We start from the raw sequence: 15,036 nt of genomic DNA on the forward strand, positions 1-15,036 counted from the left end.
ATTGGGGTAGTGAAAGAGCTAAACTCCTGACTTTCAACAGGTGTTTAGTGCGTCAAAAAACGTTTTGGACGGGTGTGTCCTGAACTATTGATCTCAACCATGATTATTGGTAGTCCTGCTGGGCTAAAATCAATAATGAAATTTGTTACTTCAACGTAATCTAGACCATTAGGATTATCAATATCCTTTAAGACGTCCTTGCCACCCCACCATTTTGGAGCTTTTTCTTTTAGCAAAGCAATTTTTCCGAAATACCTTTGCGGTTTTTTTCGAAGACCAAGGATTAATAGTCTTCTTGATTTGTTTCCTGATTGCCCTTTAAGGCGATCAATTACTCTATTTTCATCGCTGAAGTCATCCTCCGTTGTTTTATCTAAAACCTGCTTTAACAAAGAGGCACTTCTCTTTTGAGTTCCTTTGTAAGGAGTAAGCTCAGCAGTGCAATAGTGAAAGGTAAAAGAGCACTCTCTTTTCCTGATCTGTCATTTGAATCGTTGAGTTAGAGGTCAAGACAAAATGAAAGATACAAACAGGATGAAATGATTCCAGGATGAAATGATTCCTAAATAGTTGGTTCATTGATTAGAACCCTTACCCCATCCAACCCTCAACTTCATCCAACTGGAGCGCCGGAATGTCGAGTTTCTTCTTTTTGCGCAGGCCGTTCATTTGCTGATGTACCTGTGTGTGTTTGAGCTCGCGCATGGCGTCTACGGTTCCGAATTTCTCCAGAAAATGAGGAGCCCACTCCGCCGGAACGCCAATGGCTTCGAATTCAGCGGCGGTTACGACTGGAGCCTTTTTCTCCGGTTTCATTTGTGGGAAAAACAGCACGTCCTGAATACTGTTGCTGTTGGTCATGATCACGCTCAAACGATCGATCCCGATTCCTAATCCCGCAGTAGGCGGCATGCCATATTCAATAGCCCGCAAAAAGTCTTCGTCCAAGACCATGGCTTCGTCGTCGCCGCGCTTGCCGAGTTCGAGCTGCTCTTCAAAACGAGCGCGCTGATCAATGGGGTCGTTCAATTCAGAGAACGCGTTACAGATCTCTTTTCCGTTGCAAATGGCTTCGAAGCGCTCTACGAGTCCTTCTTCCGTACGGTGCTTTTTGGCCAGCGGCGACATCTCCACAGGGTAGTCGGTGATGAAGGTGGGCTGAATCAACTTGGGTTCGCAGTGCTCGCCAAAGATCTCGTCGATGAGTTTTCCGCAGCCCATGCTGTCTTCGACCTCCACGCCGAGTTTTTTGGCCGCGGCGCGCATTTCGTCTTCGTCCATTTCGGACACGTCCACACCGGTGAATTCCTCAATGGCCCCGTACATGGTGTAGCGCTTCCAGGGACGCTGGAAGTTGATCACGTGCTCACCGCAAGGGACTTCCGTAGTGCCGTGCAGGTCGAGGGCGATCTTTTCGACCATCTCCTCCACGAAGTTCATCATCCACTCGTAGTCTTTGTACGCTACGTAGAGTTCCATTTGCGTGAACTCCGGATTGTGGAAACGGCTCATTCCCTCGTTGCGGAAGTCTTTGGCAAACTCGTACACGCCATCGAATCCGCCCACGATCAACCTTTTCAAATACAGCTCGTTCGCAATGCGCAGGTAGAGCGTGATGTCGAGCGTGTTGTGGTGCGTTTTAAAAGGACGCGCCGCGGCCCCGCCATACAGTGGCTGCAAGATGGGCGTTTCGACCTCCATGTACCCTTTATGGTTGAGGAAATTCCGCATGGAATTCGTGAGCTGCGTACGTTTCATAAAGGCCTCGCGCACATGTGGATTCACGACTAAATCGACGTAGCGCTGGCGATACCGCTTCTCGGGGTCGGTAAAGGCATCGTGTACTTTGCCCTCGGCGTCGGTCTTGGGCAAAGGTAGCGGGCGGAGCGACTTGGTCAGCATGGTGAGCTCGGTCACGTGGATCGAGATCTCCCCAACTTGCGTTGTAAATACATACCCTTTGATGCCCACGATATCGCCGATGTGCATCAGCTTTTTGAAGACCGCGTTGTAGAGGGTCTTATCATCTCCCGGGCAAATTTCGTCGCGATTCACGTAGATCTGAATGCGCCCGGTGCTGTCTTGCAGCTCGGCGAACGAAGCCTTACCCATGATGCGCTTGCTCATGATGCGGCCCGCGAGCGAAACGTTCTTGTAGACCGTTTTGTCGACTTGGTAGTACTTCTTGATCGATGCAGCTGAGGTGTTGACTTCGAATAGATCGGCCGGATACGGGTCAATGCCCAGTTTCTTCAATTCGGCCAGTGCCTCACGGCGGATGATTTCCTGTTCGCTCAATGCCATTGCGGTGTGCTGATTTTGATCGCACAAAAGTACTAAAAAGCGTTAGCATTAGCGTTAGCCAAAGCCCAATCGTGCCGTGGACCCTGCTAAGGCTTAGGCTAAAGCTAATAGCCATTTTCAGTGGCTCATTTACTACCTTTGAAGCTATGAAACAGCTGATCCAAGACTTTCCGAATCACCTCGCCGATGCACTGCATATCGCACATCAGGCCAGTCTTAAACCGGCGGCGCGCGAAATTCGCCAAGTGGTGATCACCGGCCTCGGCGGATCGGGCATTGGCGGTACCATCGTCGCCGACCTCATGCGCGATCGCTGCAAGGTGCCCATCGTAGTGAACAAGGGCTACGACCTGCCTGCATTCGTGAATCCGTATACGCTGGCGCTGGTAAGCACGTACAGCGGCAATACCGAAGAGACTTTGAGCGCCCTCAAACGGGCGGATTCTAGAGGCGCGGAGATCGGCATCATCACCTCAGGAGGTTCGGCTCTCGAGTACGCCAAGTCGAAAGGATGCCACCACATCGTGGTGCCGGGGGGTAACCCACCGCGCTCGATGTTCGGGTACAGTTTTGTGCAGTTGTTGAAGTATTTAAGTCACTACGGACTCGTGGATTCTGAGGTGCTTAGTGATGTGAGCCACGCCATACAGTTGCTCGAAGAGGAGGGAGCCGCGCTTCGTGCCGCAGGCACAGATTTGGCTGGTTTTTTACGTAATAAAATGCCGGTGGTGTATGCCTCGGACGGATTCGAGGGTGTGGCCATTCGGTTTCGCCAGCAGTTCAACGAGAACAGCAAAATGGTGGGCTACACGGGCATGGTACCCGAAATGAACCACAACGAGCTCGTAGGTTGGGCCGGTGGCGACGATCGCATTGCGGTGGTTTTCTTTAGAAATGAAAGTGACGATCCGCGCATTCAGAAACGCATGGAGATCAACCAAGAGATCATTCGCCGCAACACACCGCACATTATGGAGGTTTGGAGTAAGGGCGGAAACGACATTGAGCGCGCTTTGTACCTGATTCATCTGGGCGATTGGGCCAGTTATGATCTTTCGGAGCTCAACGACGTTGATGTTATGGAGATCAAAGTGATAGAATACCTGAAGAGCGAACTGGCGAAATTCAAATCATGAACGTAACGACCCATTTCCAGGATCTGGGGGTCATCGAGTATAAAAAAGCGTGGGACTATCAGCAGCGATTGTTCGATGGTACCGTGCAGATGAAATTCGATAACCGCAAACTTCCCGAAGAAGAGCGGCGGACCACCCGGAATTATTTACTGTTTTGCGAACACCCGCACGTGTACACGCTCGGTAAGAGCGGCGACATGGCGAACCTGCTCGTGAAAGAAGAAAAGCTGAAAGAGATCGAGGCGAGCTATTTTCCGATCAATCGAGGAGGGGACATCACCTACCACGGACCGGGGCAAATCGTGGCCTATCCGATCTTCGATCTCGATTATTTTTTTACCGATATCCACAAATACCTGCGCTACCTCGAAGACGTGATCATCAAGGTGCTGGAGCGGTACGATCTCAAGGGCGAGCGCTCGCCCGGCGAAACAGGAGTGTGGCTCGATGTCGGCACCCCCAAAGCCCGCAAGATCTGCGCCATGGGCATCAAGGCCTCCCGCTGGGTTACCATGCACGGACTGGCGTTCAATGTGAACTCCAATTTGGAGTATTTCAACTACATAGTGCCGTGTGGTATCACCGACAAAGCAGTCACCTCACTCGATGTAGAAGTCGATCGAAAGCTCGATTACGAAGTGGTGAAAGGGCAGGTAAAGGAAGCCTTCAAAGTGGGTTTTGGCTTGGAGTATGTTTAACGGCAGTGGGCTATGAACCGTGAACGATGGACCATGAACGATGGACCATGAACGATGGACTAAGAAGGTTCAGCAACTAAGAACTCAAAACAAAGAACTAAGAACTCCTCGAATTAGCCCAAAAATTCCAATACAAGTGAAAAGAGCTCCTTCGGTCGCTGCGCATGTACCCAATGCCCTGCGCCTTCAACGGTTTCAACGACCGCCTGGGTAAAATGTTCCCGGATGTGGGCAAAGGTGCCTCCGTCAATGTAATCTGAATCGCCCCCCGCAATGAACAGCGTGGGCCCTTCGTAGACTTCCCCGTTCCCCAGTGCTTCACCGACATTCGAAATCTGATCGTTGAGCCCGTGCAAATTGAACCTCCAACCGAGGCTCTCCTTCTCGACCCAATGCAGGTTCTTCAGTAAAAATTGCTGTATGCCTATATCTTTAATGCCTTGGGCCAGCTGGTTTTGCGCCTCGCGGCGCGATTGTGCCCTTTCGAGGTCGACAGAGAGTAGGGCGTCCAGAATTTCACGATGATGGATCGGATAAAACTGCGGACCAATGTCCACCACAACAAGTTTATCGACCCGCTCCGGGTGGTCCATGGCGAAACGCATCGCCGTTTTACCTCCCATCGAATGCCCCATAACGTGCCCTTTGTCGATGCCGTGCTCTTCAAAATACTCGAGCAAGTCTTCGGCCATAACCGTATAATTATGTTCGTCACTGTGAGGTGACCGACCGTGGTTCCGCTGATCGATGAGGTGAACCTCAAATTGCTCGGCAAAATCACCGGCGAGGGTCTTCCAGTTGTCCGGCATGCCGAATAAGCCGTGTAAAATAACGAGGGGTTCGCCCTCGCCTTGTATGATGGAGGCTAATTTCATTAAAGTTCGGTCAATTGTAAGCGGTACATCTGAATGGTGTTCTCGAGTCCGTAGTAAAGCGCATCGCTGATAAGTGCGTGTCCTATTGAAACTTCGAGCAATCCAGGGATATTCATGGCGAAGTAGTTCAAATTCTTAAGATCGAGATCATGTCCGGCATTGATACCTAATCCGGCCGCTGAGGCCGCCTCCGCTGTTTTTACATAAGGCTTTATCGCATCTTCTTTGCGACCCTCGGTATGGCCCACCGCATAAGCCTCCGTGTACAACTCGATCCGATCCGATCCCGTTGCCGCGGCCGCCTCGACCAGCTCCGGTTTAGGATCCAGAAAGATCGACGTTCGTATGCCACGCGCCTTCAAATGGGTAATGATACCTTTCAAGAACTCGCCTTTTTCCAGAGTGTCCCAACCCGCATTCGAAGTGAGCACCCCGGGTGGATCCGGCACTAAGGTGACTTGCTCCGGTTTCATTTCCATGACCAACTTCATGAATTCAGGGGCCGGATAACCCTCGATGTTGAATTCCGTGGTCAACTTTGGTTTGAGCTCGCGCACATCGCTGTAGCGAATATGGCGCTCATCGGGTCGTGGATGCACCGTGATTCCCTGGGTGCCAAAACGCTCAGCATCGAGGGCCACCTGGAGTACGTTCGGTACGTTTCCACCCCGCGCATTGCGCAGGGTTGCTACCTTGTTGATGTTGACGCTGAGTTTAGTGATCGTGCTCATGGGAAAACGATAAGTGCAGTGAAGGCAACAAAGTTAAAAAGACTATGTTTGTTTTAGACAGGCACTGCGGTCATGCTGAGCAAACAAGTACTTCAAACAGAGATCGAACCGATCACTCGTTCCGATTCAGGCCTCTACGCCTTGGGGATCATGGACGAGTATAAAGTTGAACACCTTCCAGTGGTGGAGGGCGGACTTCTCGTGGGCTTGGTTAGCGAGCTCGATTTGCTCGATATGCATAGGCCCGAAGGATCATTGGCCGAACAAGAAGTGACCATTACCCATGTGTCCGTTAACGCTGAGGAGCATTGTTTTAAAGCCATAGAGCTGATGGGCGAAATGTCCTTAACCTGTCTCCCGGTGGTCGATAGGGAGAATAAATACGCCGGCTACATAACCGCGCGTCATTTGGTCGAGTGTATGGGCGAACTCACCGCTTCGCAAGAGCCCGGTGGAATTTTGATCCTCGAGCTCAACCAAAACGATTATAGCTTATCGGAGATCGCTCAGATCGTAGAGTCGAACGATGCCAAAGTGCTGAGTATGTATTTAAGTAAACATACCGACAGCACTAAGATGGAGGTAACCTTGAAGATCAACCGGCCCGATTTGGCCGCGATCATTCAGACCTTCGAGCGATACGAGTACCGAATTACGGCCACCTACGATCAGAGTGACGATACCGAAGAGATGCAGCACCGATTCGGGCTGTTCATGAACTATTTGAACATGTGATATGCGCGTTGGAATCTACGGTAAAGAGATATCTCAGGAACATCGGCCCTTCGCCGAGGAACTCTTTGAGTGCCTGAAGCGATCGGGTTGCGACCTCGTAGCCTACACGCGATTCGTTCAGCGAAATGCCGATAAATGGAGCGACGATAACTTCGACGGCACCTTCAACGACCATTTCGACATGATGCGCAAGAAGGTCGATGTCTTGATCAGTTTGGGAGGCGACGGTACGATGCTCGATTCGACCATGCTCGTCGTCAATTCAGGAGTTCCCATTATGGGGGTGAACTTCGGCCGACTCGGATTTCTGGCGAACAACGCCCGGGAAGACGTGAGTAGAGCCATCAAACAACTCACTTCAAGAGAATACGAATGTGAACCCAGGAGCGTCATTCGACTCGAATCGCAGCGCGATCTCTTCGAAGGGATGAATTTTGCACTGAACGAAATGACCGTAAGCCGTAAGGATACCACGGCCATGATCACGATTCACGTTTATCTTAAGAACGAGCTACTCAATACTTACTGGGCCGATGGACTCATCATTTCGACTCCAACCGGTTCAACAGGCTATTCGCTCAGCTGCGGTGGGCCAATTATAATGCCGGGTTCGCAGAACTTCGTGCTTACCCCAATTGCACCGCATAACTTGACCGTTCGACCGTTCGTACTTAGCGATCAGAGCGAACTGCGGATACGCGTCGAAGGACGCAGCTCAGAGCACCTGGTTTCCCTTGACTCGCGGGTACGAAGCATCACTTCGGAAGACGAACTCGTAGTCAAACGAGCCAATTTTGACATTCAGCTCGTTCGATTCAATGGACAAAACTTCTCGGAGACCCTGCGGAATAAACTGATGTGGGGTATAGACAAGAGGAATTGAGTATCAATTTGTCTTGATTCGGGCTTTGCCCGAGTCAATTTTGCAACGCAAAGACATTTTGAACGAGCCCAAAGCTATTCGGGCTGCGCCCGAGGAAAATTGGATTCACTGGACACCCACCAACTTGTTTTCGCAAACTTACTCGCTCGAAGAGCGATTGTCTTTTTGCATAGCTAGACTAAACTTGGAGATTTGAGCGAATGGCCCAATCCATTGTTTAAAAGATCGCGATCGATCGAACGGAATTCCGCCGTAAATTGATTTCGGCTTAGACTCAAGAAAGTTTTAATTCAGTGCTCTCCGAGCGAGAACCAACTAATCGGCGTTGTTGAAATGAAAGTCTGTGTTGCTCAAACACGCTCTTTGAAAGGGAGTATTCGTGAGAATATGCTGAACCACTTGGGCTTTATTGAACAGGCGATCGGGCTCGATGCGGATTTGATCATTTTTCCGGAACTGTCTATCACGAACTACGAACCAAGCTTAGCTCGAGAGTTGGCGATTGGAAACGGTGCCGAACCTTTTAGGTCCATTCAAGAATTATCCAATTCAGGTAATATATCTGTGGGCATGGGTATGCCAACGATAGAGAAGGGTGAGGTTTTCATTAGTATGCTGATCTACCAACCGCACGAAATGAGAAAGGTGTATTCCAAACAGCTGCTTCATGACGATGAGCAGCCATATTTCACAAGTGGTAAGGAGCAAGTCTACCTGTTCGTAAATGACATCAAAGTTGCGGTCGGAATCTGCTACGAAACGCTTCAGAGGGAGCATTTCGAGAACGCTTGGGGGAGGGATTTTGACGTATACGTTGCGAGTGTGGCCAAATCGCAAAATGGAATTAAAAAAGCGCACGAACACTTTTCTAAAATATCGGGTGAATTCAAAACTCCGATCCTTATGTCCAATAGCATCGAACCATCAGATGATTTCACCGCAGCAGGTCAGAGTGCTGTCCGGAATGAGAACGGTATGCTACTCGAACAGCTCGATGATCGAAGTGAAGGGATTTTGTGGTTCGATACACGATCGAGCCAAACGGGGGTCGAAATGCGAAATTGAGCGTTCAATTCGCTTGATTCGCGCTAAGCGCGAGGATATTCGGGCTTTGCCCGCGTCAATTTTGCTAGCAAAGTCCCTTAGCGCTTCGCCAGAGGAAAATGGAATTCGCAGGGCACTTGCCGATTTGTTTTCGCCGACGTACTCGCTCGAAGAGCGAATGTCCTATTGCGGAGCCAAAACATACTCGCGGCACGCCGCGAGTTTCCTCAGCGGATGCTGAACATCCTCTCGGCGCCAGCCGAGAACAATTAGTTATATTTGCACCCTCGAAAGAAACGCCCAATAAATCTAAGGGTTTGGCGTTTTCGTTGAGGACCGAAAAGGTGATGTACATGCGCAGAATCGCGACCTTGATCATAGTGTTGGCCGCTTCGTTCAGCTCACGGGCACAATCGCCCGATATTGGGCTGTGGATCGGTGGATCTCAGTACTACGGAGACGTGGGTATCATCAACTCGTTCTACATGCCCGAAGACTTGGCCTTTGGAGTCTTTATTCGATGGAACTTCAACGACCACTTAGCTTTGCGCACTGGTGTTGGTTTTGGCGGAGTGAGGGCAGCTGATTCACTTAGTGAGGTTCCTTTTAGGGTCAACCGCAACCTTAGCTTCCGTTCAGACATCTTTGAAGCAGATGCGCGGCTCGAATTGAACTTTTGGCCGTATATCATCGGAGTACCGGAAAAGCACAGTATGTACGTTTTCGCCGGTATCGGCTTCTTTACTTTTGAACCGCAGGCCTTGTACCAAGACACTTGGTGGGACCTGCAGCCATTGAATACTGAAGGGCAGGGTACCGTTTTGGCTCCCGATTTGGAGGAATACAGGACTTGGAGTTTGTCCGTACCTTTTGGGATCGGATATAAAGCCAATATTGGTCGGCGATTTGCCGTTTCCGTGGAATTCGGGGCTAGAAGGACCTTTACGGATTACATCGATGACGTGAGTGGCCGCTATGTTGATCCCGATCAGCTCGATGGAATCAATGGAGCCGTGGCTGCAGCTTTGAGCGATCGCAGCTTGAATAGAGAGGCAGGAGAGGATAATACTTATTTCATGCGCGGGAATCGCGAGACGAATGATTGGTACTTTATCTCGGCTATCTCGTTGAGTTTTAAGATTTTTGACAAACCGGAGCGTTGTCACGACTTCGACGACTAAAAGATATGGGGCTAAAAGAACAAATCGACCTAGAGCGCTTACCGCAGCACGTGGCCGTCATTATGGACGGAAATGGCCGGTGGGCGCGTAAGAAGGGTATGATGCGGGTCTTTGGTCACCAAAACGGGGTAAAGGCTGTGCGTGAAACGGTTGAAGCGTGTGCCGAATTGGGAGTCAAGGCACTGACACTTTATGCCTTTAGTACCGAAAACTGGAACAGGCCCAAGAGCGAGGTAGATGCCTTGATGAAGCTCCTGATCTCCACCTTGAGAAAAGAGCTCCATACACTCACGGAAAACAACATTCGACTTAGAGCCATTGGCGATCTATCGGCTCTTCCGCCCGATGGGCGCAAGGAGCTCAACGAGGTCATGAGCGAAACGACCGATAACGAACACATGGACCTGGTCTTGGCATTGAGCTATAGCGCCCGGTGGGAGCTCATGGATGCTGTGAAGCGTATGGCGCAGGAAGCTGCCGACGGAAAACTCGATCCGGCGGATATTACCGAAGAGTGCATTTCGAATCACTTGAGTACCGCAGGGATTCCCGATCCTGAGTTGCTAATTCGGACGAGCGGTGAAACGCGCATCAGTAATTTTCTATTGTGGCAGATCGCCTATACCGAACTGTATTTTACCCCGACCTTGTGGCCCGACTTTCGCAGGGAAGACCTGTACATGGCCATTTTGGATTTTCAGAAACGCGAACGACGCTTCGGAAAAACGAGTGAGCAAATACAAGAAAAATTGTGAAGGGATTTTGGAGTAGACTTTTCTTGGTACTGATTACCGTGTTAGTTACCCATCGCGCCGCTGAGGCGCAAACCGATATTAACTACGCCACGCCAAGGACGTACGAGATCGGCGGGATTGAACTGGCCGGAAGCCGGAATTTGGATAAGAATGTCGTTGTTTTGCTGAGTGGCCTTAACGTGGGCGACCGGATCGACATTCCGGGCGATCGAATTACAACGGCCATTGAGAAGCTGTGGGACCAGAAGCTGTTCGACGAGATCGCGATCTCGGTCAAGGATTACGTAAACGACGATGCGGTGATACTGGAGATCTACCTCAAGGAGTTGCCGCGACTTTCGAAGTTTTCGTTCACGGGAGTCAAGAAATCGCGTATCGATGATCTGCGCGATCTGATCAAATTGAATCGCGGGAAGGTCGTGAACGATAATTTGGTCGTTAACACGGAGAACCGCCTGCGTAAATACAATGTGGAGAAGGGTTATTTGAACGCCAAGATCACGATCGATCAAAAGCCCGATCCAAATGAGGAAAACGGGATGATCTTGGACATTGCGATCGATAAGGGCGAGCGCGTGAAGATCCAGGAGATCGTGTTCCACGGAAACGATGAGGTAGAGGGCAAGAAACTGCGCGCTACGATGAAGAATACGAAGCAAAAGGGGATTATGCGCATTTTCAAGTCTTCGAAGTTTTTGGAGTACGAATACGACGAAGATCTCGACAAGATCATTGGCTACTACAATACACTGGGATATCGCGATGCCTATGTGGTGAAGGATTCACTGTACGCATACAACGACGAGTCGGTGATGTTGGAGATTTGGATCGACGAGGGTAATCGCTATTATTTCCGAAACATAACATGGCTCGGAAATACCAAGTATACGAACAGTGAGTTGGCCAAGGTGCTCGACATCGAGAAGGGAGATGTTTATGATCAGGCGCGATTGGAGAGCCGACTTTACGGCTCGGTGGACGGAAACGACATTACATCGATGTACATGGACGAAGGGCACTTGTTCTTCGATATTCGTCCGGTCGATATCTACGCCGATGCGGATTCCATCGACATCGAAATGCGTTTGCGCGAAGGGCAGCCGGCTCGGATCAATCGGGTATATGTGACGGGGAATACGCGAACGAACGATCACGTGATCATGCGTGAGATCCGCACGAAGCCCGGGCAGCTGTTTAGCAGAACGGACGTAATGCGTACTACGCGCGAGTTGGCGAACCTCGGTTATTTTGATCCGGAGCAAATTGTACCGACCCCAAAACCCGACCCTGAAACAGGTATGGTGGATATCGAGTACAACGTCGTAGAACGCTCAACGAGTCAGATCGAGCTTCAAGGAGGATGGGGCGCCGGTAGGGTCGTGGGAACTTTTGGCGTAACGTTCGACAACTTCAGTACCAAGCAGATGTTCGCTGAGAATGGCTGGAATCCGCTTCCACAGGGCGATGGACAGCGAATTAGCCTGCGGGCTCAGTCGAACGGACGTTTCTTCCAATCGTACAACGCCAGCTTTACGGAACCTTGGTTAGGGGGTAAAAAGCCGAACTCATTAACGGTATCTTTCTACCACTCCGTTCAGAATCCTACAGGTCGCCCCAAGGACGATCCGCTCCGCGAAGAACTTTCGATCACAGGTGTTGGTGTGGGTATCGGGCGACGTCTTAAATGGCCCGATGACTACTTTACCTTGTACACAGGGGTCAATCTTCAGCTATACAATCTATTCAACTACCGAAGCCTTACGAGTCTGGGGTATACCGACGGTCAGTCGTACAACCTCAATTTGAAGATCATCTTGGGACGGAGCAGTATCGATCAGCCGGTCTATCCACGCCGTGGATCCAATTTCTCGATCACCGCTCAGCTCACTCCTCCATTCTCCTTGTTGATCGACGAAGACTGGAGCACGGTGGATGCCGAAGTGAAGTACACGTTCATCGAATACCACAAGTGGAAGGTCGATGCGGCTTGGTATACGCGCATCATCGGCGACTTGGTGCTCAAGACTCAGGTTCAATTCGGTTTCTTGGGGCAGTACAACCGCGAGTGGGGCTATTCGCCATTCGAGCGTTTTTACGTGGGTGGAGACGGTCTGCAAGGATTCGTGCTCGACGGTCGCGAGGTGATCGGACTGCGCGGGTATCCGAACAACTCGGTATCGCCCGTTAGTGGGGGTGTGATCTACGACAAATTCACTGCCGAACTGCGCTATCCGCTTACGTTGAACCCCAACTCAACCATCTATGGCCTGGTCTTTGCTGAAGGTGGTAATGCATGGGGTGACTTCCGAAACTTCAAGCCATTCGACATTAAGCGGGCCATGGGTCTGGGTGTTCGGATCTTTATGCCGATGTTCGGTATGCTCGGAGTGGACTTCGGTTACGGGTACGACCCTATTCGCACTAATTTTGGACCAGCCTCGCGTTGGCGAACGCACTTTATCTTAGGACAACAATTCTAATGAACATGAAAAAGATTGGGTTATTAATCATGGCCTTCGGCCTGATGGCCACTTCCGTCCAAGCTCAAAAGTTCGGGTATGTGGACACGAAGTACATTCTACAGAACATTCCGGACTACGACCAGGCTCAGGAGCAGTTGAATCAGTTGAGCGCACAGTGGCAAAAGGAGATCGAAGAGAAGTACGCCGAGATCGATCGCTTGTACGAAGCGTACAAGATGGAGAAGATCTTGTTGACGGATCAAATGAAAAAAGCCAGGGAACAGGAGATCCTACGCAAAGAAAAAGAGGCGAAAGAACTGCAGCAGAAACGCTTCGGCCCGCAGGGCGACCTCTTCAATAAGCGGCTCGAACTCGTGAAACCCATTCAGGATCAAATCTATAATGCGATCCAAGCACTGGCCGAGCGCGGTAATTACGCGGTCATATTTGATCGGAGCAGTGAGCTTCGTATGATATATGCCGATCCGAAGTACGATCTGAGTGATCGAATCCTCGACGATCTAGGATACGGTTATTAAAAACCTTGTGCGTGCGGGAAAAAACGATTTTCTTTGCACCTCTTCACAATTTAGAATCAAACACTTACAGATAGAAAAGATGAAAACGGCAATTAAAACTTTGGCACTTGGACTTATGATGGTTTTGGGAAGCACTGCTACCCAGGCGCAAGGCTCAAAGGTCGGACACATCAACGTGGATCAGTTGATCTCATTGATGCCCGAAACGAAAGAAGCTGAGAAAGCATTGCAAGCCTATGCCCAGTCGCTCGAGACCGATTTGACCGATATGCAGACCGAATTGCAAACCAAGGTCAATAAATTCCGCGCCAACGAAGCGGTGATGACCGAGCTCTCGAAAGAGAACAAGTACAAAGAGATCCAGGATTTGGATTCTCGCATTCAGGAATACCAGCAAAAGGCGCAGCAAGATCTTCAGAAGAAGGAGATGGAGCTTTTGACCCCTGTATTGGAGAAGGCGCAAAACGCCATCACCGAAGTGGCCACGGAAGGTGGGTTTGCCTACATCCTCGACAGCTCAAACAGCAAGGGGAACGTGATCTACCACGAGGGTGGAACCGACATTATGCCGTTGGTGAAGAAGAAACTCGGATTGCAGTAAGCACCGAAAATTAATTTTTTGGCCCTACGGGCCGATGCAGGAAATCCCGCCGCCGGTGGGATTTCTTATTTTAGCGCTCATGCATCGCGACCTACCCATCGGCATCTTTGACTCCGGCATCGGTGGACTCACCGTGGCCAGTGCCATCCGCTCGGAACTCCCGAACGAGTCGATCATCTATTTTGGCGATACCCTACACTTGCCCTATGGCGAAAAGCCACCGCACGACGTGCGGAAGTACTCCCTGAACATTGCTCGATTCTTGGCAGATTACCCGGTAAAGGCCATCGTGATCGCATGCAATACGGCCTCGGCCGTTGCGTATTCGGCCGTTAAGAAGCAACATCCGGAACTACCCGTTTTTAACGTTATTGATCCGGTCGTGAACGCCGTTGAAGCCGCTCCGAATCAGGTCGTAGGCGTCATAGGTACTCGAACGACCATTCGAAGTGGGGTGTACCGCAACAAACTTAAGGACAAGCATCCCAATCTTAAAACACACTCGGTTGCCACTCCTCTGTGGGCCCACATGATCGAAGAGGGGTTTTACCAAAATCAAATCTCGCGAACAGTACTCCATAAATACCTCGACGATCCGGCTTTGAAGACGGTGAATCAGCTCATTCTGGGGTGCACGCATTATCCGCTTATCGAGGAAGAGATCGATGAGTTTTACGCCGGACGAGTGACCATTTTGAACTCGGCTCGAATCGTAGCGTTGGAAGTGAAACAGCGCCTCGAGCAGCTCAATGGCCTTGCTCGTGAAGACAAAGGCACCGACCACTTTCTGGTGAGCGATTACACCAAGAGCTTTGAGCAAAGCGCCCGGGCGTTTTTTGGTGAGGCTATTCGACTCGAAGAAAAAGTTCTTAGTTGGCAGTGAGAAAAAGTGAATTCGAGGTTCGCCCAAGTGAATTTGGCATCTACCAAGTGAACTTCTGACGGAGTTGAATCCTTTTCCATTTGCAGCGGGCAAATGTACTCGCCCGAAGGGCGAATAGACTTCAGCGCAACCGAAATGGACTCGCGAAGCGAATTGTATGCGCCTGCGGCGCGATGAACAACTTCCGCGAACGGCCGGCTTATTGGGTA

15 protein-coding genes are annotated in these 15,036 nt (G+C 50.5%); 11 read left to right on the forward strand and 4 right to left on the reverse strand.

Features of this window, described 5'->3' with window-relative positions; genetic code table 11:
* Window positions 1-44: 44 nt before the first annotated feature.
* Window positions 45-392, reverse strand: coding sequence for a hypothetical protein (locus J4F31_09460; protein ID MCE2496784.1), 348 nt, complete (start codon window positions 390-392; stop codon window positions 45-47).
* 199 nt (window positions 393-591) lie between these two features.
* On the reverse strand, window positions 592-2,304 hold the full coding sequence (lysS, locus tag J4F31_09465; GenBank protein ID MCE2496785.1) for a lysine--tRNA ligase: 1,713 nt from the start codon (window positions 2,302-2,304) through the stop codon (window positions 592-594).
* Between the two features lie 146 nt (window positions 2,305-2,450).
* Between lysS and J4F31_09470 the strand changes: the two genes are divergently transcribed.
* Together J4F31_09470 and lipB are read left to right on the forward strand one after the other, a co-directional pair.
* A complete protein-coding gene (locus J4F31_09470; protein ID MCE2496786.1) occupies window positions 2,451-3,440 on the forward strand; it encodes a bifunctional phosphoglucose/phosphomannose isomerase in 990 nt (329 codons plus the stop codon).
* Window positions 3,437-4,138: a lipoyl(octanoyl) transferase LipB gene (lipB, locus tag J4F31_09475; protein MCE2496787.1), complete on the forward strand. Its 702-nt coding sequence runs from the start codon at window positions 3,437-3,439 to the stop codon at window positions 4,136-4,138. The genes J4F31_09470 and lipB overlap by 4 nt, the downstream gene beginning before the upstream one ends.
* Window positions 4,139-4,251: 113 nt before the next feature.
* Here the strand turns inward: lipB and J4F31_09480 are convergent, their stop codons facing one another.
* Entirely contained in the window at window positions 4,252-5,013 is a 762-nt protein-coding gene (locus tag J4F31_09480; GenBank protein MCE2496788.1) for an alpha/beta fold hydrolase, read from the reverse strand.
* Window positions 5,013-5,735: a pyridoxine 5'-phosphate synthase gene (locus J4F31_09485; protein ID MCE2496789.1), complete on the reverse strand. Its 723-nt coding sequence runs from the start codon at window positions 5,733-5,735 to the stop codon at window positions 5,013-5,015. Before J4F31_09485 ends, J4F31_09480 begins: the two co-directional genes overlap by 1 nt.
* 81 nt (window positions 5,736-5,816) lie before the next feature.
* Between J4F31_09485 and J4F31_09490 the strand changes: the two genes are divergently transcribed.
* The 9 genes from J4F31_09490 (at window position 5,817) to murI (ending at window position 14,827) form a co-directional block, all read left to right on the forward strand.
* The gene (locus J4F31_09490) at window positions 5,817-6,479 is read left to right on the forward strand and encodes a CBS domain-containing protein (protein ID MCE2496790.1); all 663 of its coding nucleotides are present in this window, start codon (window positions 5,817-5,819) and stop codon (window positions 6,477-6,479) included.
* Between the two features lies 1 nt (window position 6,480).
* On the forward strand, window positions 6,481-7,362 hold the full coding sequence (locus J4F31_09495; protein ID MCE2496791.1) for an NAD kinase: 882 nt from the start codon (window positions 6,481-6,483) through the stop codon (window positions 7,360-7,362).
* A gap of 363 nt (window positions 7,363-7,725) precedes the next feature.
* Complete coding sequence (locus J4F31_09500; protein MCE2496792.1) at window positions 7,726-8,427, forward strand: carbon-nitrogen hydrolase family protein; 702 nt, start codon at window positions 7,726-7,728, stop codon at window positions 8,425-8,427.
* 332 nt (window positions 8,428-8,759) lie between these two features.
* A complete protein-coding gene (locus tag J4F31_09505) occupies window positions 8,760-9,587 on the forward strand; it encodes an outer membrane beta-barrel protein (GenBank protein ID MCE2496793.1) in 828 nt (275 codons plus the stop codon).
* A gap of 5 nt (window positions 9,588-9,592) precedes the next feature.
* Window positions 9,593-10,342, forward strand: a complete 750-nt coding sequence (locus J4F31_09510; protein ID MCE2496794.1) for an isoprenyl transferase — start codon at window positions 9,593-9,595, stop codon at window positions 10,340-10,342.
* Window positions 10,339-12,822 (forward strand): outer membrane protein assembly factor BamA, encoded by a 2,484-nt coding sequence (gene bamA / locus J4F31_09515; protein ID MCE2496795.1) that lies wholly within the window; start codon window positions 10,339-10,341, stop codon window positions 12,820-12,822. Before J4F31_09510 ends, bamA begins: the two co-directional genes overlap by 4 nt.
* Window positions 12,822-13,343 carry an OmpH family outer membrane protein gene (locus tag J4F31_09520; protein ID MCE2496796.1) on the forward strand — a complete coding sequence of 174 codons (522 nt, stop codon included), beginning with the start codon at window positions 12,822-12,824 and terminating at the stop codon, window positions 13,341-13,343. The genes bamA and J4F31_09520 overlap by 1 nt, the downstream gene beginning before the upstream one ends.
* A gap of 79 nt (window positions 13,344-13,422) precedes the next feature.
* Window positions 13,423-13,944, forward strand: coding sequence for an OmpH family outer membrane protein (locus J4F31_09525; protein MCE2496797.1), 522 nt, complete (start codon window positions 13,423-13,425; stop codon window positions 13,942-13,944).
* A 79-nt stretch (window positions 13,945-14,023) separates the two neighbouring features.
* The gene (gene murI, locus J4F31_09530) at window positions 14,024-14,827 is read left to right on the forward strand and encodes a glutamate racemase (protein MCE2496798.1); all 804 of its coding nucleotides are present in this window, start codon (window positions 14,024-14,026) and stop codon (window positions 14,825-14,827) included.
* The last annotated feature ends 209 nt before the right edge of the window (window positions 14,828-15,036 follow it).

The sequence above is a fragment of the Flavobacteriales bacterium genome (assembly GCA_021296215.1).
Taxonomy (GTDB): Bacteria; Bacteroidota; Bacteroidia; order Flavobacteriales; family ECT2AJA-044; genus ECT2AJA-044.

Bases quoted from the DNA above. Each gene is read 5' to 3' on its own strand.
- murI (MCE2496798.1), top strand. From the start codon at position 14,024: ATGCATCGCGACCTACCCATCGGCATCTTTGACTCCGGCATCGGTGGA.
- J4F31_09525 (MCE2496797.1), top strand. From the start codon at position 13,423: ATGAAAACGGCAATTAAAACTTTGGCACTTGGACTTATGATGGTTTTG.
- J4F31_09495 (MCE2496791.1), top strand. From the start codon at position 6,481: ATGCGCGTTGGAATCTACGGTAAAGAGATATCTCAGGAACATCGGCCC.
- J4F31_09470 (MCE2496786.1), top strand. From the start codon at position 2,451: ATGAAACAGCTGATCCAAGACTTTCCGAATCACCTCGCCGATGCACTG.
- lysS (MCE2496785.1), bottom strand. From the start codon at position 2,304: ATGGCATTGAGCGAACAGGAAATCATCCGCCGTGAGGCACTGGCCGAA.
- J4F31_09505 (MCE2496793.1), top strand. From the start codon at position 8,760: ATGCGCAGAATCGCGACCTTGATCATAGTGTTGGCCGCTTCGTTCAGC.
- J4F31_09480 (MCE2496788.1), bottom strand. From the start codon at position 5,013: ATGAAATTAGCCTCCATCATACAAGGCGAGGGCGAACCCCTCGTTATT.
- lipB (MCE2496787.1), top strand. From the start codon at position 3,437: ATGAACGTAACGACCCATTTCCAGGATCTGGGGGTCATCGAGTATAAA.
- J4F31_09490 (MCE2496790.1), top strand. From the start codon at position 5,817: ATGCTGAGCAAACAAGTACTTCAAACAGAGATCGAACCGATCACTCGT.
- J4F31_09510 (MCE2496794.1), top strand. From the start codon at position 9,593: ATGGGGCTAAAAGAACAAATCGACCTAGAGCGCTTACCGCAGCACGTG.
- J4F31_09520 (MCE2496796.1), top strand. From the start codon at position 12,822: ATGAACATGAAAAAGATTGGGTTATTAATCATGGCCTTCGGCCTGATG.